Raw genomic sequence first — 23501 nt, 5'->3', positions numbered from 1 at the left:
GGCAGCCACGGCTGCGGCGGTCGGCCCGGCGAGGATCTAGGCTTGGTACCCGTGTTCGGACCCCAGGTTCCCACCGTGACCGTGCCCGAGATCGCCGACGACACCTACCTGCTCGACGTCCGCGAGGACGACGAGTGGGCCGCCGGCCATGCCCCCGACGCCCACCACCTGCCGATGATGGAGCTGCCGTCCCGGCTGGCCGAGGTGCCCACCGACCGCGACGTCGCGGTCATCTGCCGCTCCGGCGGGCGCTCCGCCCAGGTCGTCGCCTACCTCCAGCGCAACGGCTGGGAACAGGTGCGCAACGTGGCCGGCGGGATGGGCGAGTGGGCCGCCGCCGGGCGACCGGTGGTCGGCGAGGACGGGCAGCCGGGGCGGGTCCTCTAGGCGGAAGGGATGGCCGAACCCCTGGTCTTCGCGCACCGCGGCGCCTCGTACGACCTGCCGGAGCACACGCTCGCCGCCTACCTGCGCGCCCTCGAGGAGGGCGCCGACGGGCTGGAGTGCGACGTCCGGCTGACCCGGGACGGGCACCTGGTCTGCGTGCACGACCGCCGGCTGGACCGGACCAGCAACGGTCGGGGCCTGGTCAGCGCGCGTACCCTCGCCGAACTGGAGGCGCTGGACTTCGGCTCCTGGCACCCGGGCTGCGTACCGGCCGACGGGGACGAGGTGCTCGACGAGTCGCACACCCGGCTGCTCACCCTGGAGCGGCTGCTCGACGCCGTACTGGCCGCCGGGCGGCCGGTCCGGCTGCTGGTGGAGACCAAGCACCCGTCCCGGTACGGCGGGAACGTCGAGCGCCGGCTCGTCGCCCTGCTGCGCCGGTACGGGCTCGCCGAACCGAAACCGGACGACCCGGTACAGGTCACCGTGATGTCCTTCTCCCCGCTGGCGGTCCGCCGGATCCGGGATCTGGCTCCCGCGCTGCCCACGGTGCTGCTGCTGGAGGTGCTGCCGCGCTGGCTGCGGCTGGGCCGGCTGCCCTTCGGCACCCGGATCGCCGGCCCGGGGATCGGCCTGGTGCGGGCCCGCCCGGCGCTGGTGCCGGCGCTGCGCGTGGCCGGCAACCAGGTCTACGTCTGGACCGTCAACGAACCGGCCGACCTGGACCTCGTGCTCGCCGCCGGGGTGGACGGGATCATCACCGACCGTCCGGCGCACACGCTGGCCCGGCTCGGCCGCTGACCGCCCGATCCGGGCGGGGGTGTGCGAAAGCCGGGCGGCGCGGCACACTCGGGGCATGCCGGAGCGCATCGACTTCCCCGCACTCATCGCCGGCCACACCGTGGTCATCGAGATGATCAACTCTGGGGACGCCGGGCTGCCGGTGCTCACCCACCTGCTCCGGGTGGCCCAGCCGGCGCTCGGCGCGGTGGGCATGGCGTTCATGGAGTACGCGCCGGCCGGCGGCCGGGTGATCGCCGCGACGGGCGCCGCCGAGTGGACGCTCGGCCGGCCGCTGGCGGCCAGCGAACCGGCCACCGTCTGGCTGCTCTCCGGCCCCCGGGTGCAGCAGGTCCGGACGGACCAGCTCACCGGCGAGATCCCCGAGGCGCTGGCCGCCCGGGGGCTGCACCGGATCGTGATCGCCCGAGCGGAGATCGGCGGGCTCGCCGTCGGCAGCCTGCACGCCTTCTACCCGCCGGGCGACGAGGAACCGGGCACCGAGCAGCACGGCGTGCTCGCCTATCTCGCCTCCTGCATCGCGCACATGTACGGCGACCAGAGCGGGCTGCCGGTGCACGGCGACGGCCCGGTGGTGGCCGCGCTCGCGGACGGGCTGGCGGTGGTCGACCGGGACGGGCACGTCCGGCTCTGGAATCCCGCCGCGGCCCAGGTGACCGGCCGGGCGGCCGGCCAGGCGCTCAACCACCCGCTGCCGTTCCCGCTGCCGCCGCCCGGGCAGGTGCTCGACCACCGGCTGCCCGACGGCCGGTGGCTGCGGATCACCTCGGGCGAGCTGCCCGGGCCGGGCACCCTGCGCGTGGTCACCTTCCGCGACATCACCGACCAGCAGCGCCGCGACCACGACCGGGACCTGTTCGTCGCGGTCACCAGCCACGAGCTGCGGACCCCGGTGACCGTGATCAAGGGGTACGCGGACACCCTCACCGACCACTGGGAGTCGCTGACCGACACCGACCGCCGGCAGGCCGCCCGGGTGATCGGCCAGCGCGCCAACGAGCTGGCCCGGCTGGTCGACCGGCTGCTCTCCTCCGCCGCCGAGCCGGTGCCGGGCGACGACCCGCCCGCCCCGTTCGACCTCGGCGACGCGCTCCGGGCCGCGGTGGTCGACCTGCCGGCCGAGCTGCGTCACCGGCTGGTCCTCGACCTGCCGGCCGACCTGCCCAAGGCGCTCGGCTACCGGCCCGGCCTGGCGACGGTGCTCACCGAGCTGGGCACGAACGCGGGCAAGTACAGCCCGGCCGGGTCGCCGATCGAGGTCACCGCCGGCTCCGACGGGCAGACCGTCTCGTTCCGGGTCAGCGACCGGGGCATCGGCATCCGGCCGGAGCACGTCGAGCGGGCGTTCGACCGGTTCTGGCAGGGCGAGTCCGGGGACCGGCGGCGCTATCCCGGCGCCGGTCTCGGGCTCTATCTCGTCCGCCGGATCGTTGAACAGCAGAATGGATGGGTATCCCTCCGACCGAGGGCCGGTGGCGGTACGGTCGCAGAGGTGCGGCTGCCCCGCGGGTGACCGGCGGCGGCGAGGTGAGAAGGGGCGAGCGTGTCGACGGGAGCGGTCGAACGGGCGTGGTGTGTGGTGGTGCCCCACCACGCCACCGGGGCGCGGCTGGCCCGGCGGAGACTCGCCGAGGAGCTGGCCGAGGTCGTACCCCCGATGTTGCTGGCGGATCTGGTCGCGGTCCTGGCCGAACTGGTCGGCAACGCCGTCCGGCACGCCGACCCGCTGCCCGGCGGGGTGGTCCGGGTGGCCTGGCGGCTGTGGACGTCGGCCGAGGGTCAGCGGGTCGTGCTGCGGGTGACCGACGGCGGCGCGGCCGCCGGCCCGCGGATCCGGTCGGCGGATCCGGACGCGGTCGACGGCCGGGGCCTGCACATCGTCTCCGGCCTGGCCGACCGGTGGGGCGTGGACCGCGACGGCCTGGGGCAGAGCGTCTGGGCCGAGTTCGAGCCGGCCGGCGTGGCCCAGTCGGACCTGGTCGTGGCCGGCTGAACAGCCACCGGGGGCGGGTCCTGCCCACGCCGCCCGGCCGCGGCCTCTAGGCTGTCTCGCCGTGAGCAAGCGTCGAAAGAGCCAGCGAGCAGCCGAAACCACCCCGAAGCGGGAGAAGGTGCGCGACATCTTCGTGCCCCGGCCCTTCGAGGGGTTGACCGACGAGCCGGAGTGGATCGCCCTGCGCGAACTGGTGCCGGCCGCCTCCGCCCCGCTGCGCCTCGTACCCGAACTGGTCGAGGAGTTCGGCGACCGGCCGGTCACGCTGGCCACCGTGCTGCCGATGGCCGCCCCGGCGATGACCAAGCCCGACGGCCGGGTGTTCGTCGGGCTCCAGCGTCACCAGCAGTCCGGTGACGTCTCCCGGGACCTGGCCGAGGCGTTGCTCTGCGCGCTGCGTACCGAGCCGGGTCGCCAGGTCGCGGTGCCCCCGCTGCCCGGCCCGGGCCCCCGGTTGCAGGACGTCCTGGTGGACGGCCCGCTGGAGATCACCATGCACGACGGGTTCGAGTTCTGGCTCGACCCGGGCGCGGGCGAGGACCCGACCGTGCAGGCTTCCCTGGAACGGGCCAACGCCGCCATCTACCCGACCGTCCGGCTGACCGCCGCCCGGGCCGCCTACTGGTGCCAGGTGCCGGAGAAGGCGCACGTGCGCTGGGTGCTGCCCGACGACGAGGACACCGCGCTGGACGCCCTGGCCCGGCTCGGCGCCGCCGGCACGCTGGCCCTCGGCGGGGACACCCGGTTCGCCGGCATGTTCCGCGCACACGGGCGGCTGGTGCCGGTCTGGGACCTGCCGGAGGAGACGCCGGCCGGCGAGTGGGAGGACCCGGTCGCCGAGTTCGCCAAGCGGTACGCCGAGGCGCTCGCCGACACCACCCCGCTGGACGCCGCCGGTCGCCGGGCCCGCCAGGGCCTGCTCGGTCGCCAGCTCACCCTGCGCTGACCCCCCACCCCCCACGCCCCGCCACCCCACGCGCCGATACGGGCCGGCTCGTTCACGGAAAGAGTGGTCTTCCGAGGCGAAATAGCCACTCTTTCAGTGAACGTGCGCGGATCTTGGGGGCGTCAGGGGTGGAGGGGATCGCGGACCAGGGGGCAGGACATGCAGCGCGGCCCGCCCCGGCCGGAGCCGAGCTCCGAACCGGCGATCGGGATCACCTCGATGCCGGCCCGCTCCAGCTGCGCGTTGGTCTCCACGTTGCGCTCGTACCCGACGCAGAGCCGAGGGGCGAGGGCGAGGGTGTTGTTGCCGTCGTCCCACTGCTCGCGTTCGGCGGTGACCGGGTCCAGGCCGGTGTCGATCACCCGGAGCTGGTCGAGGTCCATCGCGTCGGCGGCGGCCCGTAGGAACGGCGCGGGGCCGCCCACCCGCGGGTCCTCGCCGTCCGCGCCGGCGATCACGGTGTACGCCGAGAGCGTGTTCGCCACGTTCGGATACATCAACACGGCGTCCACGTCGACCATCGTGCAGACGGTGTCCAGGTGCATGGTGGCCCGCTCCTGCGCGATCGGCACGACCAGGATGGTGTGCGCCAGCCGGGCGGCGAAGACCTGCCGGGCGAGGCGCTCGGCACCGGCCGGGGTGGTCCGCTCGCCCACCCCCACCGCGAGCACGCCGGGCGCGAGCAGCAGCACGTCGCCGCCCTCCAGGTGCTCCAGGTGCGGGTGGTAGACGGCCTCGGTGCCGACGAAGCGCGGGTGGTAGCGGTAGATCGCGCCGGTCAGCGTGGCCTCCCGGCGCCGGGCCAGCATGGCCAGGCTGGTCACCCCGACCCGGTCGCCGATCCAGAGCGACGAGTCCCGGGTGAAGAGCAGGTTGGGCAACGGGTCGATGACGAAGTCGTGCCGGTCCATCAGCGTGTAGACCAGGCCGCCCGGCCGTTCCGGGCTGAGCCGCAGCTCCTCGTGGGCCAGCCCGGCGATCAGCACGTCGGCCAGCGCCACCGGGTCGAGGTACGCGAGGTGGTCGGCGACCCGGGCGCGCAGCGTTTCGCCGAGCCGGGGCGAGCGCAGCACCTCCTCGGTGAGCTCGGCCCGCGCCTCGTCCACGGCGAGCGTCTCGGCCAGCAGGGTGGCCAGGTAGAGGACCTCGACCCCGCGCTCGCGCAGGGCCGCCGCGAAGGCGTCGTGCTCCTCCTGCGCGCGGCCCACCCAGGGGATCGCGTCGAACAGGAGCGAGTCGTTGTTGCGGGGGGTGAGCCGGGCGAGTTCCGGGCCGGGGCGGTGCAGCATCACGGTGCCGAGCCGACCGACCTCGCTGTCGACGTAGTGGGTCACCCTCGCAGCGTAGGGCAGGGTTTGGCGGCATCCGAGAAAACGACTGTGGATGAATATGGCATTCATCCACACTCACTCCGGCGCTCCAACTTGCCGAGCCCCGGGACTAGCAACGTAGGGTAGTGAGGACATAACTTCGAGGGACCTTTTGCCGGAGGTCGCGATGACTGTCTTTCCCGCTCGCCGAGCCGTATCCCCCACCCGGGCACTGCCGCCCGCGGCGGTGCCCCACCCCCGGGTGGAGTCGCCGGGGGTTCTCACACCGGCCCGTCCGTCCCCGTTGGAGTGGGCCCGCCGCCGGCGGGCGGAGCGGGGCGCGCGGCGGCTGGAGGCGGCCGGCGCGCGCGCCCTCGGCCAGCTCGACCACCTCGGCCCGGCCTGGCACGTCATCGAGTGGCCGCGCACCGACGTCGCCGACGTCCTGCTCGACCACGGCCAGGACGACCGGGCCGGCTTCCTGGCCATCGGTCCGAGCGGGCTCTTCGCGGTCACCATCGCCGACCACGGCCGGGCCCGGGTGCTGGTGGCCGGCGACGTGGTGCAGATCAACGGCAAGCGCCCGCCCTACGTCGCCGAGGCCCGCCGGGACGCCAAGCGGGCCAGCAAGGCGCTCAGTTCGGCGGTGGGCCACCCGATCCCGGTGACGCCGGTGCTGACCTTCGTCGGCTCCGGCGTCATCAGCGTCTACGGGCTGCCGAAGGACTGCCTCATGGCCACCCACCGCGAGCTGGACCGCCTGCTCGTGGCCGCGGGCAACCGGATCAGCCCGGCGACCGCCGAGAAGCTCTCCCGGGTCGCCCAGCACCCGAGCACCTGGCTGAACGGCACCTACCGTCCAGCGGCCGACTACCGGTGGTACGAGGAGGGCCGAACGGCCGCTGACAAGCCGGCCAACCGCCGGTAACGTCACCGGCGACGCCACGCGGCCCGGGTTGCCGCCGGCACCGCCGGTCGCGCCGTCGCCGGCCGCCCGGTCAGGGCACCGATCACCACCGGCGGCCCGGTGACCCACGCGCGGTCGGCGTCCGGCCGGCGACCGGCTAGCGTGGACAGCCCGTCGGTGTACATAGGAGGCTCGGTGGCCCACGTCGAACTCTCGCTCTCGGAAGTCCTCGCGCCCCCGGCCGGGACATCGACAGAGCAGGAGTCCGACAACTTCGGCCAGTGGTCGCTGACCGTCTCCCACGCCGACGAGCCGTGCCTGCTGATCGACGCCGAGACGAAGGTGGTCGCGGTCTCCGCCGCCGGCTGCGAGCTGCTCTGCCTCGGCGCGCCCGAGGACGTGATCGGGCTGCCGCTGCTCGGCGGTGGGCTGCGGCTGCTCGACTTCACCGCCAACCCGCGGGTGCTGACCGAGCAGGAGATCGACAAGATTCCGCCGCTGCTCGCGCTCTCCTCGGGGCGGCTGGCCCGTGGCCTGCTCCGCGTCCAGGCCACCTCGTCCGGGGCGCCGGACGCGACCGTCGACGCGATCTCCACCCCGGTGCTCACCGACGGGTCGGTCGCCGGCTCGCTCACCTTCTTCTCCGAGGTCTGACCTGCGGCGGCGGTGTGGGGCTCGCCGCACGCGTCGAAGCTGGGGCCGGCCGGCGACCAGGCCGTAAGGTGCCCTCATGCTCGATATCGCTCTGCTGCCGGGGGAGTACGCCGTGTGCCGGTTGGCCGCCGACTCCACCCTGCCCCCGGGGCTGTCGGGCGGGCTGCGCGACGGCGACGTCGTCACGGTGACCTGGACGGCCGACGGGATCTCGCTGATCTGTCCCGTCGACCGGGTGCCCGACCGGGCCACCACGGAGACGGTCTGGCGGTGCCTGCGGGTGGCCGGGCCGGTCGACGTCGCGGTCACCGGCACCCTCGCCGCGCTGGTGGATCCGCTGACCGAGGCCCGGGTCAGCGCGATGGCGTTCTCCAGCTTCGACACCGACTACCTGCTCGTCCCGGCGGTCCGCCTCGGCGCGGCCACCACCGCGCTGGAACGCGCCGGGCACCGCGTCCTCGGCTGAGCTCCGGTCGCCGCTTCACCGCACCGGCCGATCCTCCTACGATGGGCTGGGCCACCCCCGGCCGTAACGACAATCTCCGATGTCCGAGGACACCCCGTGCCGCCCACCCCACCCCGCCGCGCTCCGCACGGATCGTCCCACCCTGTCCGGCTGCGCAGCCCGCGCCGCCGGCTCGCGGTGGTCGCCCCGCTGGTCGCCGCGGTGCTCGCCGGCTGCGGCACCCCGCCGGAGCTGCGCACCGCCTCGCCCACGCCGGTGACCGCCCCGAGCCGGACGGCCGCCCCGACGCCGGCCGGCACCGCACCCTCCCCGGTCAGCCCGTCCGGCCTGCCCGGGCTCGGCACGCCCACCCCGACGGCCGACGCCGGGCTGGTGGCGGTGGCCTGCCGGAACGGGCCGACCGGCGGGCGGGTGGTCGACCTGGTCCGCGGCCGGGGCGGGGTGCTCCCCGCCGACGTGCGGGTACGGGTGCGCAGCGGGCCGCTCTGCGCCGCCGACTGGCAGTACACCCTGCTCGACGTGACCGGTCACGAGCAGCTCCAGGTGGTCACCCGCGGCCCGGGGAGCGCCCCGCGGCTGGTCACCGCGGGCACCGACGTGTGCACCGCGGAGGTCCGGGCGGCCGGCCCGCCCGGGATCCGGAACCTGGCCTGCGAGGGCGGCACGCTCGGCGTACCGGGTGCGTAGGCTGGTCGCCATGCCGGGTACACCGCCGACGCGCTTCGTCTACCTCGGGCCGGAGGGCACCTTCGCCGAACAGGCGCTGCGCACCGTCCCCGCCGCCGAGCGCGGCAGCCGCACCCCCGCCCGCAGCGTCCCCGAGGCGCTGGAGAGCGTACGGGCCGGGGACGCGGACGCCGCGCTGGTGCCGCTGGAGAACTCTATCGGCGGCGCGGTCGGGGTGACCCTGGACGAGCTGGCCGAGGGGGACCCGCTGGTGATCACCCGCGAGGTGATCCTGCCGGTGGAGTTCGTCCTCGGCGCCCGGGCCGGCACGTCGCTGACGTCGGTGCAGACCGTCGCCGCCCATCCGCAGGCGTCCACCCAGTGCCGGGGCTGGCTGCGGGAGCACCTGCCCGACGCGGTGGTGGTCGACGTGCTCTCCAACGGCGCCGCCGCGGCCGGGGCCGCCGCCGGCGACTACGACGCGGCGATCTGCGCGCCGATCGGGGCGGCCCGGCACCGGCTGGCCGTGCTGGCCGACAAGATCGCCGACCACCCGGACGCGGTGACCCGGTTCGCGCTGGTCTCCCGCCCCGGCCCGCCCCCTCCGCCGACCGGCGACGACGTCACGTCGCTGGCCGTCTACATCGCTCACGACCGGGTGGGCGCGCTGCTGTCGGTGCTGATGGAGCTGGCCGTCCGGGGGGTCAACCTGAGCCGGATCGAGTCCCGGCCGACCGGTGAGGCGCTGGGCCGCTACGTCTTCTTCCTCGACTGCACCGGGCACGTGGCCGACGTCCGGCTCGGCGAGGCGTTGCAGGGGCTGCGGCGGGTCTGCGCCGACGTGCGCTTCCTCGGCTCGTACCCCCGGCACCGCTGGACACCGACGGCGGGTGACCGGCCGGTCCCCGCTCCCGCCGGTCTCTCCGACGCCGACTACGCGGACGCCGCGGCGTGGCTCGCCCGGCTGCGCGCCGGCGAGCTGAGCTGAGCGCGGGCGCCCCGCCGACGACGGCGGAGCGCCCCGGACGGGTCAGCTGAGCAGGCCGCCGAGCAGGCCGCCCTGCTGCTCCTGCGCGCCGCTGCCCATGATCGGCGGCTCCTCGGACGGCTGCACCACGACGAAGCCCTGGCCGGCGAAGCTCATCGTGAACGCCTCGCCGGTGCGCCGGCCGAGCAGCGTGCCGAGGCCGAGCTGCTCGGCCCGGTGGTAGCCGGTCTGCAGGTTGGCCGACCAGCAGACCGCGGCCTGCGGGTCGACGTAGGTGGGGGCGTCCACGTTGAGCACCACCGGGGTGCCCTTGGTGGTGATGGCGATCCGGCCGTGGCCGGTGAAGACGCAGTTGAAGAGGCCGGACGAGGAGGCCATGCCGGCGCCGCCGACCATCCGGATGTCGTACTGCAGGGTCGAGTCGAAGGCCAGCACGCTGGAGCCGTTGATGGAGAGCGCGTCGCCCGGCTCGAGGTCGATGACGTGCACGTCCTTGGCGAAGTCGGCGAGGAAGACGTCACCGTGGCCGGTGACCTTCATCAGCGGCACGCCCTCGCCGGTGAGCTTCTGCTTGAGGAACTTGCCGAGCCCGCCCGAGCCGAGCGCCTGGAACTGCACCTGCCCCTGGTAGGCGACCATCGACCCGACCCGGGCCATCGCCTCACCGTTGAGCTCGATCTTCAACATCTTGGAGTTCTGCAGCCGCATGCCGGGCTGCGCGGACTCCTTCTCCAGGTTCTCCGCCGAGAACAGCTCGCTGCGCATGAAAGTGCCTCCTGAGGTCGTGATGCCTGCCTGCGAAGGTAGGTCAGATCCGCAACCGGCGGCATCGGCCGCTCAAGCCCAGCCCAGCTCGTGCAGGCGCGCGTCGTCGATGCCGAAGTGGTGGGCGATCTCGTGCACCACGGTCACCGCGACCTCGTCGATCACGTCGTCGTCGCTGTCGCAGATGCGCAGGATCGGGTGCCGGTAGATCAGGATGCGGTCCGGCAGCACCCCGGCGTAGTCCCAGCCCCGCTCGGTGAGGGCGTGCCCCTCGTAGAGGCCGAGCAGCTCCTCGTCGCCGGGCGGCGGGTCGTCCTCCACCAGGATCACGACGTTGTTCATCAGGCCGAGCAGTTCCTCGGGGACCTCGTCGAGGGCGTCGCCGACCAGTTCCTCGAAGCGTTCGCGGCTCATCTCCACCGGCACGCACCCATTCTGCCCGACCGCCGCCGCGCCCGGACCCGGCCAAGATCCGCGCGGCCGTCCGGAAAGAGTGGCCGTCCGGGTGGGACGGCCACTCTCGCGGGAGGTGCGGAGTCGGGTCAGGAGGTGAGGCGGGCGGTGAGGGTGATCTCGGCGCCCGGCGACAGCAGGCGGGAGATCGGGCAGTTCGCCTTGGCGGCCTCGGCGAGCTTCTGGAACTCGCTGTCGTCGATGCCGGGCACCTGGCCGACGGTCTCCAGGTCGATCCGGGTCACGGTCATCCCGGCGTCGGTCTTGTCGAGGTGGACCTTGGCGGTGGTCTCCACCGAGGTCGGCGTCGAGCCGGCGTCGGCGAGCGCCTTGGAGAAGGCCATCGAGAAGCAGCCGGCGTGCGCGGCGCCGATCAGCTCCTCGGGGTTGGTGCCCTCACCCTCCTCGAAGCGCGACTTGAAGGAGTAGTTCCCCTCGACCCCGCCCTTGCCGGTGCGGATCGTGCCGGACCCCTCGGTGAGGTTGCCCTGCCAACGTGCGGAAGCGGTACGGATAGGCATGCCCCGAACGCTATCCGAAAGGAGTTGCCCCCTGCGACCGTTCGCGATCCACGTCCCACCCTGCCGCCTGTGTCATGATTCGGCTCAGGCCCGCGAACGCGGAAGGGTGACCGATGTCCCAGGATCTCCCCATCCCACGGCAGGAAGACCGGTCCGACGGTACGGCCGTCGTGGAGTGGGGTGCGGCGGAACCAGCCCCGGCGGGCCGGTTCGGCCGGGTGCTCGCCGGCCTGGCCGCCGACCGCCGGCTGCCCCCGCTGCTGGCCGGGCTCGGCGCGGTGGCCGCCGGCGCGTCGCTGGTCGGCGAGTGGCTGGTGATGACCCTGCCCAACGCCGGCCCGGAGGGGAACACCTCGGTACAGGTGCCCGGCGGGGTGTCCGACGTGGGCGGCTTCGGGGTCGGCTACCTGGTCGGGCTGCTCGCGTTGGCCTGCGCGGTCGGGCTCGCGCTGCGCGGCACCCCGGCCGTCCGGACGAACGCCCGGATCGCCGGCCTGACCCTGGCCGGGGCGCTGCTGGCCCTGCTGGCCGCGACGGCCGCCGCGCTCGACGACACGAGCCAGCGCACCCTCTTCTACTCCTCCGAGGACGGCTTCCGGGTCGAGTACGGCCGGGGGCTGGTGATGGCATTCGTCGCCTGCGTGCTCTTCGCCGCGGCGCTCAAGCTGGCCCCGGTCCGGGCCGTACCGCCGGACGGCGAGGAGGCCGACCCGGAGCCCGGCGAGCCGGTGCTCCGCGGCCGCCGGCGCCGGCCGGGGCGCGCGACGGCGGAGGACGACCTGCCACCGCCCGCCGACCTCACCGTCGGGCCGGCCATCCCGTTCGCCCGCCCCGAACCGCCGATCTGACCCGCCGCCGACCGCCGTGCGCAACCGCCCGGACCGTCCCGGACGGCGCCCACGGCCGGCTCAGGGCCTCGCCCAGCGGATCTCGCCGTCCACCACGACGTCGGTGGCGCGCAACCCGAGCCGCTCGGCGACCCGGGCGGAGGCCCGGTGGTCGGGGTGCACGTGTGCGAGCAGCGCCCGTACCCCGTGCCCCTCCAGCCAGCCGACCATGCCGGCGGTCGCCTCGCCGGCGTAGCCGCGACCCTGCTCCGGGGCGGCCACCACCCAGGCCAGTTCGGCCACCGGCCGGTCGCCGTCGAGCCGGAGGGTGGCCTGCACGGTGCCCACCGCCACGCCGGTGTCCCGGTGCCGGACCACCCAGTTCAACCAGCCCTGGGTACCGTCCGGCGAGCGGCCGGTCACCTGCCGCCGGTACCGCTCCCGCAACTCGTCCAGGCTCGCCGGCCGGCCACCGATGTACTCGTGCAGCACCGGGTCGTCGAGGAGCGGAGCGAGTTCCTCGGCGTGCTCGACCCGGAGCGGCTCCAGCACCAGCCGTTCGGTGCCGATGACCTCCGCCACCGGCCAGTCCCGTTCTGCCACCCGGTAACCGTACGGCGGGTCGCCGGGCTGCCGCGGCGGGGCGCGGAACGTCACCCGCGGTCCGTCGCCCGTTGGCACCCGATTCGCCGGGAAGCCATGGTTGCGGCCTGTTCCGCGAGGTACGGTTGCTGCCCGCCGTCGAGAGGGTCGAGGCACCTCAGGACCACGACGGCTGGCTGCGACGGCGGCGGGCGAAGGAGGAACCATGACCCGCCCGGGACTGCCCAAGCTGATCGCCACCGATCTCGACGGGACGCTCGTCCGCAGCGACGACACGGTCTCCGCGTACACCCACGAGGTGCTCGACCGGGTGCGGGCCGCCGGGATCCCGGTGGTCGGCGCGACCGGCCGCGGGCCCCGGCTGACCGAGCTGACCCGGAACGACATCCGCGCCGCGGACTTCCTGGTGATGGCCGGCGGCGGCCGGGTGGTCGACCAGAGCGACCCGGCCGGCCCGGTGGTGCTGCGCGACGAGCGGCTCTCCGGTGAGGTGCTGGCCCGGCTGCTGGCCGACCTGGAGGCCGCGGTGGGGCCGCTGACCGTGATGGTCGAGGCGTCGGACGAGCCCGACGCCCCGCTCTGGGGCGACTACCACCCGAGCTGGCCCTACCAGGACCGGTTCGAGGCGCGCAGCCGGGCGGAGTGCCTCTCCTGCGACGTGATCAAGGCGTTCGTCCGGACCGCCGACCACCACGTCGACGAGTTGCTGGCGCGGGCGCGCCGGATCGTGCCGCCGGAGGTGGCCACGCTCACCCAGGCGGGGTTGGGCTTCGTCGAGATCTGCCCGCCCGGGGTGGACAAGTCCACCGGGCTCGCGGTGGTGGCGCAGGCCCTCGGGGTCGACCCGGCCGAGGTGCTGGTCTTCGGCGACATGCCCAACGACCTGCCGATGTTCGAGTGGGCCGGCTGGGCCCGGGTGGCGGTGGCGAACGCCCACCCGGCGGTCCGGGCCGCCGCCGACGAGATCACCCTGCGCAACGACGACGACGGGGTGGCGGTGTACCTCGATCGACTACTGTCCCGCTGATGGGAGAGACACCCCGGCTGATCGCCACCGACATCGACGGCACGCTGCTGGCCGACGACCGGACGGTGAGCCCGCGCACGGCCGCGGTGCTGGCCCGGATCGCCGCGCGGGGCACGCCGGTCGTACTGGTCACCGGCCGCCCCATCCGCTGGCTCAAGCTGGTGTACGACCAGCTGGCCGAGCCGCTGCCGGCGATCTGCGCCAACGGCGCGGTGGTCTACGACCCGGCCGCCGACGAGGTGCTCCGGGCCGACCCGCTCGCCCCGGAACTGCTCGCCGAGGTGGCCCGCCGGCTCCGCGCCGAGGTGCCCGGGGTGAGCTTCGCGGTGGAGATCGTCGACAGCCGGCAGATGCGGCACGAGGCGGGCTACCCGCTGCGCTGGGACGCCGACCACGACGCGATCCGGGCCGTCGAGACTCCGGAGGAGCTGCTTGCCGCCCCGGCGGTGAAGCTGCTGGCCCGCGCCGGCGAGCAGGACCCGGACGCGTTCCTGGCGCTCGTGGCGGGAGCGCTGGCGGGGCTGGCGGAGGCCACCCACTCGTCGTACTCCGGGTTGGTGGAGATCTCCGCGGCCGGGGTGACGAAGGCGGCCGGGCTGGCCTGGTACTGCGCCCGGCTCGGCATCGACGCCCGGGACGTGCTGGCCTTCGGCGACATGCCCAACGACGTGCCGATGCTGACCTGGGCCGGCCGCGGGGTGGCGGTGGCCAACGCGCACCGCGCCGTCCTGGAGATCGCCGACGAGGTCACCTCGGCGAACTCCGCGGACGGCGTGGCCGCGTATCTGGAGCAGGTCTTCGGGGTGGGCTGAGCCGGTCAGAGGTACTGGCCGGTGCTGTGCCCGTCGTTACCCTGCTGGCCCATGCCCGGCATGCCGGGCACCACCCCGCCCGGCCCGCTGGGCAGCGCCTGCCGGCCGGAGCGCATCTGCTCGAGCTGGACCCGGGCCGCCATCTGCTGGGCGACCAGGGCCGCCTGGATGCCGTGGAACAGGCCCTCCAGCCAGCCGACCAGCTGGGCGTGCGCGATGCGCAGCTCGCCCTCGCTCGGCGTCTGCTCCTCGGTGAAGGGCAGCGAGATCCGCTCCAGCTCCTCGCGCAGCTCGGGGGCGAGGCCCTCCTTGAGCTCGACGATCGAGCGCTCGTGGATCTCCCGCATCCGGTTGCGGCTGGCGTCGTCCAGCGGGGCCGCCTTGACCTCCTCCAGCAGCTGCTTGATCATGCTGCCGATCCGCATCACCTTGGCCGGCTGCTCGACCAGCCGGGTCGGGTCCTCGCCCTGCCCCTCCTCGGTCTGCACGGTGCCGACGGGCCGGCCGTCCGGGCCGACCACCACCACGGTGCCGGAGTGACCGGTGCCGTCGGCGTCCGGCTCGTCGTTCTGTCCAGCGGAGTGCGCTTCGGTCATGGGATCCATCTTTACCCAGCCGACCCCGTCCGTGCGCGCCGGGACCCGGTCGGCGGCGGGGAACCACCCGGGCGGGCGCGCTACGGTCTGGCCCATGCCCGCCGACCCCCGCGCCGTCCTCACCCGTCCGGCACCGGCGCCGGACCACACCGTCGCCTACGGCGCGCACCCGGACCAGATCGCCGACCTGCGCCGTCCGGCCGGCGGTGGGCCGGCCGGACGGCTCGTGGTGGTGGTGCACGGCGGCTTCTGGCGGGCGGAGTACGACCGGACGCACACCGGCCCGCTGGCCGCCGCGCTGGCCGGGCTGGGGCACCCGGTGGCGCAACTGGAGTACCGCCGGACCGGTCGGCCGGGCGGCGGCTGGCCGGGCACCCTGGCCGACGTGGTGGCCGGCGTGACCGCGCTGCCCGGGCTGGCGGCCGACGCCATGCCCGGCCGGGTGGCGGCCGGGGCGCCGATCCTGGTCGGCCACTCCGCCGGCGGCCACCTCGCGCTGTACACGGCGGCCACGGTTCCGGCGGCGGTCGGCGGGGTGCTGGCCCTCGCCCCGGTCAGCGACCTCGCCGAGGCCTACCGGCTGGACCTGGACGGCGGCGCGGTGGCCGCGCTGCTCGGCGGCGGCCCGACGGACTTCCCGGACCGGTACGCCACCAGCGATCCACGGTCGTTGGTACCACTGCAAACACGAGCAGTAGTCATGCACGGCGCATTGGATGAACAGGTGCCGGCGGCCATGAGCCGGAGCTTCGTCGCCGCCGACCGGGCCGTCGGGGGCGATATCCGGCTGGTCGAGCTGGCGGGATGCGAACATTTCGGGCTTATCGACCCGGAGTCGGCGGCCTGGCCGGAGGTAACAACCGCTTTCCGAAGCTTGCATGAAGATCACTAAGCATTGACGCAGCGTCGCCAAGCAGGTAGAACGCCGAGGGGGCGCTGATCAGCCCTGCAACGCTCCCGGAAGGAACTCGGTGTCGCAAATGAACCGCAGGCGGGCACTCCAGCTGCTGGCCGCCCTGGGTACGGCCGGATTCGCAGCCGGATGTGGCTCTGAGTCGGAGGGCGAGCCGGCCACCCCGGGAAGCCCGATCAAGATTGGTCTCGTGGCGCCGACGTCCGGCAGCTTCAAGGCGATCGGCTCCGAGATCAAACAAGGTTTCGAGCTCTTCCTCGACCTCAACGAGCAGCGCCTCGGCGGCCACCCGGTCACCCTGGTGACCGCCGACGAGGGCGACAGCGCCAAGACCGGCGAGGAAGCCGTCAAGAACCTGCTCAAGGAGGGGGTGCTCGCCCTCACCGGCGTGGTCCACTCGGAGGTCATGGCGGCCATCCGGGACACCGTCGAGCAGGCCCGGGTGCCCCTGGTGGGCTCCAACGCCTCGCCGAGCAGCCTGCAGAGCGTCGTCTACATCTGGCGCACCTCGTACGTGCTGGACGAGGCGGGCCGCGCGCTCGGCCGCTACCTCAAGACCGAGCTGAAGCCGTCCGACAAGCTGGCCATCATCGTGCCGGAGGACGTCAGCGGCCAGGACGTGGTGCGCGGGTTCCGGGAGGAGTTCGGCGCGTCCGACTCCCGGATCAAGGACCCGGTGGTCTGGACGTCGGCGAAGCCGGACCCGAACAAGTCGGACTACGCCGCCGACATCCGGACCGCGCTCAACCGGAGGCCGACGGCGGTGTTCTGCCACTTCGCCGGGGACGCCGCGGTCGAGTTCATCCGGCAACTGCGCCAGTCGGGCTTCACCGGGACGATCTACGCGCCCGGCTTCCTCACCGAGGGCACCGTGCTCGAGAGCATCAAGCCCCGGCAGTACGCGCTGGGCATCCGCACCGCGCTGAACTACTCGGCCGACATCAACAACGCGGCCAACCGCCGGTTCGCCGCGGCGTACCGGAAGAAGCACAACTCGTCCCCCACCACCTACGCGATGGCGTCGTACGACGCGGCGCAGGTGCTGGACCAGGCCATCCGGCTCGCCGGCGCGGAGCCCAACCCGCAGCAGGTCAACCTGGCGCTCGGCAAGATCGGCCAGATCGACAGCCCGCGCGGGATCTGGCAGTTCAACCAGCCGCGCACCCCGCAGCAGAAGTGGTACCTGCGCGAGGTGCAGAACGACGGCCAGGTGCTCTCCAACATCCTGATCAACGAGCTGGCCACGCTCGGCTGATCGGCCCACCCGCACACGCGCCGGGGCCGACCTCCCGCAAGGGAGGCCGGCCCCGGGTCGTACGTGAACCGGCCGGGTGGCGTCCGGCTCAGTGCCGCAGCTCGGCGATGCAGCACTTCACGCTGCCGCCGCCCTTCTTCAGCTCGGCCAGCTCGACCGGCACCGGGTGGTAACCGGCGGCCTTGAGCTTGCCGGCGAGCCGGGTCGCCTCGCTGTTGAGCACCACGTTCAGGCCGTCGCTGACCAGGTTCAGCCCGAACGTCATCGCGTCCTCGTCGTCCGCCACCACCGCGTCCGGGAAGAGCTGGGCGAGCACCCGCTGGCTGGCCGCCGAGAACGCCCCCGGGAAGTAGACGATGTTGGTGTCGTCGATCGAGGCCAGCGCCACGTCCAGGTGGTAGAAGCGCGGGTCGACCAGGCGCAGCGACACCACCGGACGGCCGAGCGCCTCCTGTGCCTCGGCGTGCGCGGGCAGCTCGGTGCGGAAGCCGTGCCCGGCGAGGATCAGCCCACCGTGCGCCTCCGGCAGGTACGCGAAGTCGCCCTCGCCCTCGTTGGTCTCGCTGGGCGCGATGAACCGCCAGCCCTGCGACTCGTAGAAGGCCCGGTGCGCGGCGGCCTCGGCGGCCCGCTGCTCGTGCTTGAACTGGGCGCCGTAGACCGTCCCGTCCACGACGAAGGCGCCGTTGGCGGCGTACACCATGTCGGGCAGGCCCGGCTCGGGGGCGAGCAGGTGCACCTCGTGACCGAGACCCACCAGGGTCTCGCGCAGCCGGTCCCACTGCTTGACCGCCAGCTCCGGGTCGACCGGCGTGGTCACGTCCATCCACGGGTTGATCGCGTACTCGACCGCGAAGTGCTCGGGGGAGCACATGAGATATGTCCGCTTTCGCGGGACTCGCTGCTGGTTCACGGTCACCAAGAGTAGGTACCGTACAACTTTGGTAACAGCCACAACCATTGCATGCCAGAGGCGGAACGTTGCAGATAGATGCCGTTGACCAGCGGATCATTGCGTTGCTCGTCGCCGACGCCCGCGCCTCGTACGCGGACATCGGAACCCGGGTGTCACTCTCCGCCCCGGCGGTCAAGCGACGGGTGGACCGGCTGCGTGCCACCGGGGTGATCCGGGGATTCACCGCCGTCGTCGACCCGGCCGCAGTCGGCTGGACCACGGAGGCGTTCGTCGAGCTGTTCTGCGCCGGACGGACCACGCCGGCCCAGATCGGCGTGGCCGCCCGCCGGCACCCGGAGGTGGTCGGCGCGTACACCGTCTCCGGCGAGGCGGACGCGCTGGTGCACCTGCGGGCGGCGGACATCGCCCACCTGGAGGCGGCCCTGGAACGGCTGCGGGCCGAGTCGTTCGTGACCTCCACCCGCAGCACCATCGTGCTGTCCCGGCTGGTCGAGTCCCCCGGCGTCGGCCCCTCCGCCGGCTGACCGGCCGCGCCGCCCTCCGGTCCGGAGACGCACCGCCGCCGCCGGACCGGAGACGCGCCGCTTTCGCACCGCCGCCCCGCGGACCGGCGACGAGCCGCTCACCGCAGCGACCGGACCGCGGCGGCGAGAAGGGACGCCCGGGTGGGAACCGGGCCGGGCCGACCGGCGTCGAACCGGCCATGAAACGGGGTATGCCCACCGCCGCGGCCGGCACGCTGGTCGCGCTCGCCCTGCTCGCCGGCAGCACGACGGCGGCCAGACCGACGCCCGTCGCGCCGCCGGCGCCGCCGCAGCCGCCCGCGCTCCGGCTGGTCTCCTTCGACTCCTGCGCCGAGGCGCTCGCCGGGCTGCGCGCCGCCGCCTCCGCGTCGGTCGGCCCATGGGGCTTCTCCGCCGGCTGGCGCACCGGGGTCGCGCTCGACGCGGCCGAGGGGGCGGCGAAGGACGCCGCCGGCGCGAGATCGGCCGCTTCGGCCGCCCCGCAGCACACCGGCACCAACAACCACGAGGCCGACGCGGACGAGCCGGACCTGGTCAAGACCGACGGCCGGCGGATCGTCACGGTCACCGGCAACGTGCTGCGGGTGGTCACCCCCGCCACCCGCCGGGTCACCGGCCGCCTCGACCTGGCCCGGATCACGCCGCCGGTCGGCTGGGCGGCGCAGAACCTGCTGCTGCACGGCGACCGCGCCCTGGTGCTCGTGGCGGGGGTGGAGGCGCAGCCGGGCATCGCGAAGACCCGGCCGGCCGGCCGCCACGACGCCGACGCCCGGCTGCTCCTGGTCGACCTCACCGGGGCGCCCCGGGTGACCGGTACCTACCGGATCGAGGGCTTCCTGGCGGACGCCCGGCTGACCGGGAGCACGGCCCGGGTGGTGATCCGGTCACCCGCCCGGCTCTCCTTCCCGTACGCGGAACGGGCCACCGACGCGCAGCGGACCGCGACCAACCGGGCGGTGATCGCGACGGCCGGGATCGACGCCTGGCTGCCGGCGTACGAGTGGACCGAGGGCGCGCTCCGGCACACCGGCCGGGTCGGCTGCGAGCGGCTGAGCCGCCCCAGCCGCTTCACCGGGGTGTCGACGCTGACCGTGCTCAGCTTCGACCTGACCGCCGACCGGCTCGGCGACGGCGACCCGGTCAGCGTGGCCGCCGACGCGGACACCGTCTACGGCACTGGGCAGAGCCTCTATCTCGCCGGGCAGCGGCCGCCGGCCGACCAACCCGGCTCGCCCCGGTGGAGTCGGCGGGCACCCGAGCAGATCACCGACGTCTACCAGTTCGACACCGCCGCGCCGGGCCGCCCCCGGTACGCGGGCGCCGGCTCGGTGCCCGGCTGGCTGATCAACCAGTACGCGCTGTCGGAGTGGCAGGGGCACCTGCGGATCGCCACCACCGTCGAGGACGTCCGGGCCGGCAGCGCGCGGTCACAGTCCGGCGTGCACGTGCTGCGCCGGGAGGACGACCGGCTGGAGCCGGTCGGCGCGGTGACCGGCCTGGGTCGGGGCGAGCGGATCTACTCGGTGCGCTTCCTCGGCGGCGTCGGCTACGTGGTCACGTTCCGGCAGACCGACCCGCTCTACTCGCTCGACCTGACTGATCCGGCCGCGCCCCGGGTCACCGGCGAACTGAAGATCACCGGCTATTCGGGATATCTGCACCCGCTGCCCGACGGGCGGCTGCTCGGCGTGGGGCAGGAGGCCGACGGCCGGGGACGGGTGCAGGGGCTCCAGGTCTCGCTCTTCGACGTCCGGGACCCGGCCCGACCGACCCGGCTCGACCGCTACCACGTGCCCGACGCCTACTCCGCGGTAGAGTTCGACCCGCACGCCTTCCTGCACCACCCCGACACCGGCCTGGTCGCCCTCCCGGTCGACGACCACGTACGCCTGCTCCGGGTGAGCGGCGACGCGATCGCCGCGGTGGGCACCGTGCGCCACCCCGGCGCGGCGGGCATGGTGAGCCGGTCGCTGCTGGTCGGCGAGACGCTCTGGACCGTCTCCGAAGCGGGTCTGCGGGCCTCCGACCCGACCACCGCGCGGAGCCTCGCCTGGCTCCCCTCGACCTGATCCGCCCTCCCCACGGGTGGGGCCCGGTTTCTCGGGGACTCCGGGTCCCACCCCAGAGGGGTGTCAGAGGTACATGCCGGTGCGGTGCTCCCCCTCGTCACGCTTGACCGGCTTGTCGCCCTCGCCGAAGAAGCGCTTGCCGCCGAACTCGCCGTGCAGCCGGTCGTCCAACTCGTCGGCCAGCCCGGTCATCACCTGCACGGCGAGCATCAGGTGGGTCGGCTGGAAGTTGCGGCCGAACACCGGGATGGACGCCCAGACGGTGTCGTCGGCGCAGTAGAGCCGGCCGATCGGCATCCGGTTGGTCAGTTCGGAGAGCTTGACGTAGAGGCGCTCGGTCGGCTCGACCTCCGTGAGCACCGGGGAGAAGACGTCGACCAGGGGCGGGTTGTCGCGCACCCGGACGAAGACCATCGCCGAGCCGGCCCGGATGTTGATGTCACCGTCCGAGTCGACCTGGAGCCGGTCGGAATCCGACTTCAGCATGGTCGACACCACCGTGCGGACCCGCTCGGCCAGCGCCAGCACGTCGCTCTCGCCGGACTTGCTCGCGGCGGCCGCGGCGGCCAGCGCCTCGTCCAGGTCGGCTTCGACGTTCCGGTCCGGGCCGAACTCGCTGCGCGCGGTGCCGAGCGGCTCGACCGGCAGCGGTTCCCCCTCGGCGTCGTGCACCAGGTAGACGAGGAAGGCGGGGTGCGGGGCGCCGTAGACGTCGCGCAGCGTACGGGAGAGCAGCGCCGCCAGCCGGACGGCGTCGGCGGTCGAGGAGTCCAACCCGAAGTACTCGCCGGAGCCCTCCACCACGCCCGGCGGTGACCAGCCGAGCGCGATCATGTCCGCCACCGCGTTGCGGTCCAGCCGGTAGCCCTGCGGCAGGCTGGCGTTCCCGACGGCCCGGGCGGCGAGCGTCCCCTCCGGGCCGGCGTCCACGCTGATCGAGTAGATGGCGTCGCCGGTGCCGGAGGCGGTCGGGTCGAGGGTCACCTCCAGGTGCGCCCCGGCGGGCAGCGCCGCCAGCCGGTCGGCCAGCGCCCGGGCGAACTCCTGCCACGCCTGGGTCACCTTCGCCCGCAGGTCGGCCGTGCTCGGCTCGTCGAGCAGGATCGACTCGTGCTGCTGCTCCGGCATCCCGCCGGGCGGGCCACCGATCGGCGCCGAGGGGTGGTCAGCCGTCATGATCGCCTCCGTCCGTCAAGGTCACCCTACCCACGTCGCCCGGGGGTCGAATCAGCCCGGACCGGGATCGGACAGCGGCGACGCCGCGAGCCGTGCCCGGGGGTCAGGCCGGGGTCTCGTCCGGGCGGTCGGCGCCGAGTTCGACGGGCCAGGCACCGGCCAGCGCGCTGAGCCGGTTGGCGGCGTCGGCCGGGTCCGCGCCGCGCCCGACGGCCAGCCCGAGCAGGTACGCGGTGACCGGGGCGCCCGGCCGCAGCACCTGGTGGGCGACGTCCCGGGCCAGGTCGAGCACCGCCGGCACCGGCACCTGGGCCGGGTCCAGGCCGAGTTCGGCACAGGCCGCCGTGACCCAGTCGTCCATCACCGTCATCGCACCCACTCCTCCGCCCGGCGTACGTCGGAGTCAGTGTCGCAGTCGAACCAGGGCGGCGGGCCGGGAGCGGACCAGGGCACCTCGCGGACGGTCAGCCCGGCCAGCAGGGCGCGGATCGGGGCGCCGGCCAGCCCCCGCCCGGCGGCGAGCCGGTCGACGGCGGCCCGCAGCGGCGGCACCCGCCACACCCCGCAGAGGGTCTGCCGCCGCCCGTCCGCGTCCACGAAGCAGGCCCCGTCGGGCGCGGCACCGGGCCGGCCCGGCTCGGCGTCGAGGTGGCGCAGCAGGTGCCCGACCGCCTCCCGGGTGAGCAGCGGCAGGTCGCCGGCGAGCAGCGCGACGACCGGGGTGTCGGGGTGGAGCCGGGCCAGCCCGGCGGCCGTGGCGGCGACCGGCCCGCCGCCGGGCGGCTCCTCCCGGGTCACCTGGACGCCGTCGGGCACCGGCCCGACCGGCCCGACCAGGACGCGCGGGGTGGCGTCGGCGACGGCGGCCAGCACCCGGTCGCGCATCGGGCGGCCGCCGACCGGGCGGGCCGGTTTGTCCACCCCGCCCATCCGGCGCGCCGCGCCGCCCGCGAGCACCACCGCCGCGTACGCCGTCATCAGGCCACGGTAGCGGTGCGGGCGGCCCGACGGGCGGGGCAGGATGGCGGGATGGGACGGGCGACTGACCGCCGGAGTGTGCTCCGGATCGACCTCGACGCGGCGACTGACGGGCGCTCCGCCGCCACCCGGCGGCGGGACAGCCTGAGCGGGGAGGAGCCGCTGGAGATCCGGGTCGGCCCGGCCGGGCCGGGGCGACGGCGGCCGCTGGCGGTGACCATGCGTACGCCCGGCGACGACCTGGACCTGGCCATCGGTTTCCTGCTGACCGAGGGGCTGATCCGGTCGGCGGACGACGTGCACACCGCGCAACTCTGCGCCGGGGCGGAGACGCCCAACACCTACAACGTGGTGGACGTGACGCTGGCGCCCGGGGTGCCGGAGCCGGAGACCGATCCGTCCCGGAACTTCTACACCACCAGTTCCTGCGGGGTGTGCGGCAAGGCGAGCATCGAGTCGGTGCGTACCCGGTCGGTCTTCGCGGTAGCGGACGACCCCGTCGCCGTGCCGGCGGCGGTCCTCGCCGAGCTGCCGGAACGGTTGCGCGCGGCGCAGAAGGGCTTCGACCGCACCGGCGGCCTGCACGCGGCCGGCCTCTTCACCGCCGACGGCGAGCTGGTGGTGCTGCGCGAGGACGTGGGCCGGCACAACGCGGTGGACAAGGTGGTCGGCTGGGCCGTCCGGGAGCGCCGGTTGCCGCTGGCCGGGCACGTGCTGCTGGTCTCCGGGCGGGCCAGCTTCGAGCTGACCCAGAAGGCGTGGATGGCCGGCGTGCCGCTGCTGGCGGCGGTCTCCGCGCCAAGCACGCTCGCCGCCGACCTGGCCGAGGAGGCCGGGCTGACCCTGGTCGGCTTCCTGCGCGGCCGGACCATGAACGTCTACGCCCACCCGCACCGGGTCACGGCCTGACGTCGGGGTGCGGGCGGTCGCGAGTTGCGGCATGTCGCG

Annotated in this window: 28 protein-coding genes; 18 read left to right on the top strand and 10 right to left on the bottom strand. The window is 74.4% G+C overall.

Annotation, left to right across the window (positions count from 1 at the left end):
• Positions 1-51 precede the first annotated feature (51 nt).
• From ACVCAH_RS22505 to ACVCAH_RS22485, 5 genes are all read left to right on the top strand, one after another.
• The gene (locus ACVCAH_RS22505; RefSeq protein WP_447138159.1) at positions 52-387 is read left to right on the top strand and encodes a rhodanese-like domain-containing protein; all 336 of its coding nucleotides are present in this window, start codon (positions 52-54) and stop codon (positions 385-387) included.
• A gap of 9 nt (positions 388-396) precedes the next feature.
• Positions 397-1188, top strand: coding sequence for a glycerophosphodiester phosphodiesterase (locus tag ACVCAH_RS22500; RefSeq protein WP_447138158.1), 792 nt, complete (start codon positions 397-399; stop codon positions 1186-1188).
• A 55-nt stretch (positions 1189-1243) separates the two neighbouring features.
• Positions 1244-2701, top strand: a complete 1458-nt coding sequence (locus tag ACVCAH_RS22495) for an ATP-binding protein (protein WP_447138157.1) — start codon at positions 1244-1246, stop codon at positions 2699-2701.
• Between the two features lie 63 nt (positions 2702-2764).
• Complete coding sequence (locus tag ACVCAH_RS22490; protein WP_447138224.1) at positions 2765-3181, top strand: ATP-binding protein; 417 nt, start codon at positions 2765-2767, stop codon at positions 3179-3181.
• A 61-nt stretch (positions 3182-3242) separates the two neighbouring features.
• Complete coding sequence (locus ACVCAH_RS22485) at positions 3243-4127, top strand: DUF5926 family protein (protein WP_447138156.1); 885 nt, start codon at positions 3243-3245, stop codon at positions 4125-4127.
• A gap of 122 nt (positions 4128-4249) precedes the next feature.
• Here ACVCAH_RS22485 and ACVCAH_RS22480 read toward each other — a convergent pair whose 3' ends face one another.
• The gene (locus ACVCAH_RS22480) at positions 4250-5416 is read right to left on the bottom strand and encodes an arginine deiminase (protein WP_447138223.1); all 1167 of its coding nucleotides are present in this window, start codon (positions 5414-5416) and stop codon (positions 4250-4252) included.
• A gap of 208 nt (positions 5417-5624) precedes the next feature.
• On the opposite strand from ACVCAH_RS22480, the gene ACVCAH_RS22475 reads away from it, so the two are divergent.
• The 5 genes from ACVCAH_RS22475 (at position 5625) to pheA (ending at position 9118) form a co-directional block, all read left to right on the top strand.
• Positions 5625-6365 (top strand): hypothetical protein, encoded by a 741-nt coding sequence (locus ACVCAH_RS22475; RefSeq protein WP_447138155.1) that lies wholly within the window; start codon positions 5625-5627, stop codon positions 6363-6365.
• Positions 6366-6539: 174 nt separating this feature from the next.
• Positions 6540-6998, top strand: a complete 459-nt coding sequence (locus ACVCAH_RS22470; protein ID WP_447138154.1) for a hypothetical protein — start codon at positions 6540-6542, stop codon at positions 6996-6998.
• Positions 6999-7074: 76 nt separating this feature from the next.
• Positions 7075-7464: an ACT domain-containing protein gene (locus tag ACVCAH_RS22465; RefSeq protein WP_447138153.1), complete on the top strand. Its 390-nt coding sequence runs from the start codon at positions 7075-7077 to the stop codon at positions 7462-7464.
• Between the two features lie 150 nt (positions 7465-7614).
• Positions 7615-8151, top strand: a complete 537-nt coding sequence (locus tag ACVCAH_RS22460) for a hypothetical protein (RefSeq protein ID WP_447138222.1) — start codon at positions 7615-7617, stop codon at positions 8149-8151.
• A 10-nt stretch (positions 8152-8161) separates the two neighbouring features.
• Positions 8162-9118: a prephenate dehydratase gene (gene pheA / locus ACVCAH_RS22455; RefSeq protein ID WP_447138152.1), complete on the top strand. Its 957-nt coding sequence runs from the start codon at positions 8162-8164 to the stop codon at positions 9116-9118.
• A gap of 42 nt (positions 9119-9160) precedes the next feature.
• On the opposite strand, the gene ACVCAH_RS22450 is transcribed toward pheA, so the two are convergent.
• The 3 genes from ACVCAH_RS22450 to ACVCAH_RS22440 form a co-directional block, all read right to left on the bottom strand.
• Complete coding sequence (locus tag ACVCAH_RS22450) at positions 9161-9883, bottom strand: AIM24 family protein (RefSeq protein ID WP_447138151.1); 723 nt, start codon at positions 9881-9883, stop codon at positions 9161-9163.
• Between the two features lie 72 nt (positions 9884-9955).
• Positions 9956-10303 (bottom strand): metallopeptidase family protein, encoded by a 348-nt coding sequence (locus ACVCAH_RS22445; protein WP_447138221.1) that lies wholly within the window; start codon positions 10301-10303, stop codon positions 9956-9958.
• Between the two features lie 122 nt (positions 10304-10425).
• The gene (locus ACVCAH_RS22440) at positions 10426-10857 is read right to left on the bottom strand and encodes an OsmC family protein (RefSeq protein ID WP_447138150.1); all 432 of its coding nucleotides are present in this window, start codon (positions 10855-10857) and stop codon (positions 10426-10428) included.
• A 113-nt stretch (positions 10858-10970) separates the two neighbouring features.
• Between ACVCAH_RS22440 and ACVCAH_RS22435 the strand changes: the two genes are divergently transcribed.
• A complete protein-coding gene (locus ACVCAH_RS22435; protein ID WP_447138149.1) occupies positions 10971-11705 on the top strand; it encodes a hypothetical protein in 735 nt (244 codons plus the stop codon).
• A 60-nt stretch (positions 11706-11765) separates the two neighbouring features.
• Here the strand turns inward: ACVCAH_RS22435 and ACVCAH_RS22430 are convergent, their stop codons facing one another.
• Positions 11766-12287, bottom strand: coding sequence for a GNAT family N-acetyltransferase (locus tag ACVCAH_RS22430; RefSeq protein WP_447138148.1), 522 nt, complete (start codon positions 12285-12287; stop codon positions 11766-11768).
• Between the two features lie 205 nt (positions 12288-12492).
• On the opposite strand from ACVCAH_RS22430, the gene ACVCAH_RS22425 reads away from it, so the two are divergent.
• Complete coding sequence (locus tag ACVCAH_RS22425; RefSeq protein WP_447138147.1) at positions 12493-13314, top strand: HAD family hydrolase; 822 nt, start codon at positions 12493-12495, stop codon at positions 13312-13314.
• Positions 13314-14126: an HAD family hydrolase gene (locus ACVCAH_RS22420; protein ID WP_447138146.1), complete on the top strand. Its 813-nt coding sequence runs from the start codon at positions 13314-13316 to the stop codon at positions 14124-14126. The genes ACVCAH_RS22425 and ACVCAH_RS22420 overlap by 1 nt, the downstream gene beginning before the upstream one ends.
• A 5-nt stretch (positions 14127-14131) precedes the next feature.
• Here the strand turns inward: ACVCAH_RS22420 and ACVCAH_RS22415 are convergent, their stop codons facing one another.
• Positions 14132-14731 (bottom strand): bacterial proteasome activator family protein, encoded by a 600-nt coding sequence (locus tag ACVCAH_RS22415; protein ID WP_447138145.1) that lies wholly within the window; start codon positions 14729-14731, stop codon positions 14132-14134.
• A gap of 85 nt (positions 14732-14816) precedes the next feature.
• Between ACVCAH_RS22415 and ACVCAH_RS22410 the strand changes: the two genes are divergently transcribed.
• Together ACVCAH_RS22410 and ACVCAH_RS22405 are read left to right on the top strand one after the other, a co-directional pair.
• Positions 14817-15614, top strand: a complete 798-nt coding sequence (locus tag ACVCAH_RS22410; protein ID WP_447138144.1) for an alpha/beta hydrolase family protein — start codon at positions 14817-14819, stop codon at positions 15612-15614.
• Positions 15615-15693: 79 nt separating this feature from the next.
• A complete protein-coding gene (locus ACVCAH_RS22405; protein ID WP_447138143.1) occupies positions 15694-16890 on the top strand; it encodes an ABC transporter substrate-binding protein in 1197 nt (398 codons plus the stop codon).
• Positions 16891-16978: 88 nt separating this feature from the next.
• Here ACVCAH_RS22405 and ddaH read toward each other — a convergent pair whose 3' ends face one another.
• Positions 16979-17812, bottom strand: coding sequence for a dimethylargininase (gene ddaH / locus ACVCAH_RS22400; RefSeq protein WP_447138142.1), 834 nt, complete (start codon positions 17810-17812; stop codon positions 16979-16981).
• 59 nt (positions 17813-17871) lie between these two features.
• Here ddaH and ACVCAH_RS22395 point away from each other — a divergent pair, with 59 nt between their 5' ends.
• Together ACVCAH_RS22395 and ACVCAH_RS22390 are read left to right on the top strand one after the other, a co-directional pair.
• Positions 17872-18330: an Lrp/AsnC family transcriptional regulator gene (locus tag ACVCAH_RS22395; protein ID WP_091593913.1), complete on the top strand. Its 459-nt coding sequence runs from the start codon at positions 17872-17874 to the stop codon at positions 18328-18330.
• Positions 18331-18509: 179 nt separating this feature from the next.
• Positions 18510-20399, top strand: coding sequence for a beta-propeller domain-containing protein (locus tag ACVCAH_RS22390; RefSeq protein ID WP_447138141.1), 1890 nt, complete (start codon positions 18510-18512; stop codon positions 20397-20399).
• A 63-nt stretch (positions 20400-20462) separates the two neighbouring features.
• On the opposite strand, the gene ACVCAH_RS22385 is transcribed toward ACVCAH_RS22390, so the two are convergent.
• The 3 genes from ACVCAH_RS22385 to mobA form a co-directional block, all read right to left on the bottom strand.
• Entirely contained in the window at positions 20463-21575 is a 1113-nt protein-coding gene (locus ACVCAH_RS22385) for a T3SS (YopN, CesT) and YbjN peptide-binding chaperone 1 (protein ID WP_447138140.1), read from the bottom strand.
• Positions 21576-21678: 103 nt separating this feature from the next.
• The gene (locus ACVCAH_RS22380) at positions 21679-21945 is read right to left on the bottom strand and encodes a DUF6457 domain-containing protein (RefSeq protein ID WP_447138139.1); all 267 of its coding nucleotides are present in this window, start codon (positions 21943-21945) and stop codon (positions 21679-21681) included.
• Positions 21942-22553, bottom strand: a complete 612-nt coding sequence (gene mobA / locus ACVCAH_RS22375; protein WP_447138138.1) for a molybdenum cofactor guanylyltransferase — start codon at positions 22551-22553, stop codon at positions 21942-21944. The genes ACVCAH_RS22380 and mobA overlap by 4 nt, the downstream gene beginning before the upstream one ends.
• 51 nt (positions 22554-22604) lie before the next feature.
• On the opposite strand from mobA, the gene fdhD reads away from it, so the two are divergent.
• On the top strand, positions 22605-23462 hold the full coding sequence (fdhD, locus tag ACVCAH_RS22370; protein WP_447138137.1) for a formate dehydrogenase accessory sulfurtransferase FdhD: 858 nt from the start codon (positions 22605-22607) through the stop codon (positions 23460-23462).
• Positions 23463-23501: the final 39 nt, after the last annotated feature.

The organism is Micromonospora sp. LZ34 (assembly GCF_052981855.1).
Note: the sequence above shows the minus strand (reverse complement) of the source record. Positions and strands in the feature narration are given on the sequence as shown.

Bases quoted from the DNA above. Each gene is read 5' to 3' on its own strand.
- ACVCAH_RS22500 (WP_447138158.1), top strand. From the start codon at position 397: ATGGCCGAACCCCTGGTCTTCGCGCACCGCGGCGCCTCGTACGACCTG.
- ACVCAH_RS22495 (WP_447138157.1), top strand. From the start codon at position 1,244: ATGCCGGAGCGCATCGACTTCCCCGCACTCATCGCCGGCCACACCGTG.
- ACVCAH_RS22480 (WP_447138223.1), bottom strand. From the start codon at position 5,416: ATGCTGCACCGCCCCGGCCCGGAACTCGCCCGGCTCACCCCCCGCAAC.
- ACVCAH_RS22475 (WP_447138155.1), top strand. From the start codon at position 5,625: ATGACTGTCTTTCCCGCTCGCCGAGCCGTATCCCCCACCCGGGCACTG.
- ACVCAH_RS22465 (WP_447138153.1), top strand. From the start codon at position 7,075: ATGCTCGATATCGCTCTGCTGCCGGGGGAGTACGCCGTGTGCCGGTTG.
- pheA (WP_447138152.1), top strand. From the start codon at position 8,162: ATGCCGGGTACACCGCCGACGCGCTTCGTCTACCTCGGGCCGGAGGGC.
- ACVCAH_RS22450 (WP_447138151.1), bottom strand. From the start codon at position 9,883: ATGCGCAGCGAGCTGTTCTCGGCGGAGAACCTGGAGAAGGAGTCCGCG.
- ACVCAH_RS22440 (WP_447138150.1), bottom strand. From the start codon at position 10,857: ATGCCTATCCGTACCGCTTCCGCACGTTGGCAGGGCAACCTCACCGAG.
- ACVCAH_RS22435 (WP_447138149.1), top strand. From the start codon at position 10,971: ATGTCCCAGGATCTCCCCATCCCACGGCAGGAAGACCGGTCCGACGGT.
- ACVCAH_RS22425 (WP_447138147.1), top strand. From the start codon at position 12,493: ATGACCCGCCCGGGACTGCCCAAGCTGATCGCCACCGATCTCGACGGG.
- ACVCAH_RS22420 (WP_447138146.1), top strand. From the start codon at position 13,314: ATGGGAGAGACACCCCGGCTGATCGCCACCGACATCGACGGCACGCTG.
- ACVCAH_RS22415 (WP_447138145.1), bottom strand. From the start codon at position 14,731: ATGGATCCCATGACCGAAGCGCACTCCGCTGGACAGAACGACGAGCCG.
- ACVCAH_RS22410 (WP_447138144.1), top strand. From the start codon at position 14,817: ATGCCCGCCGACCCCCGCGCCGTCCTCACCCGTCCGGCACCGGCGCCG.
- ACVCAH_RS22390 (WP_447138141.1), top strand. From the start codon at position 18,510: ATGAAACGGGGTATGCCCACCGCCGCGGCCGGCACGCTGGTCGCGCTC.
- ACVCAH_RS22385 (WP_447138140.1), bottom strand. From the start codon at position 21,575: ATGACGGCTGACCACCCCTCGGCGCCGATCGGTGGCCCGCCCGGCGGG.
- ACVCAH_RS22380 (WP_447138139.1), bottom strand. From the start codon at position 21,945: ATGACGGTGATGGACGACTGGGTCACGGCGGCCTGTGCCGAACTCGGC.
- mobA (WP_447138138.1), bottom strand. From the start codon at position 22,553: ATGACGGCGTACGCGGCGGTGGTGCTCGCGGGCGGCGCGGCGCGCCGG.
- fdhD (WP_447138137.1), top strand. From the start codon at position 22,605: ATGGGACGGGCGACTGACCGCCGGAGTGTGCTCCGGATCGACCTCGAC.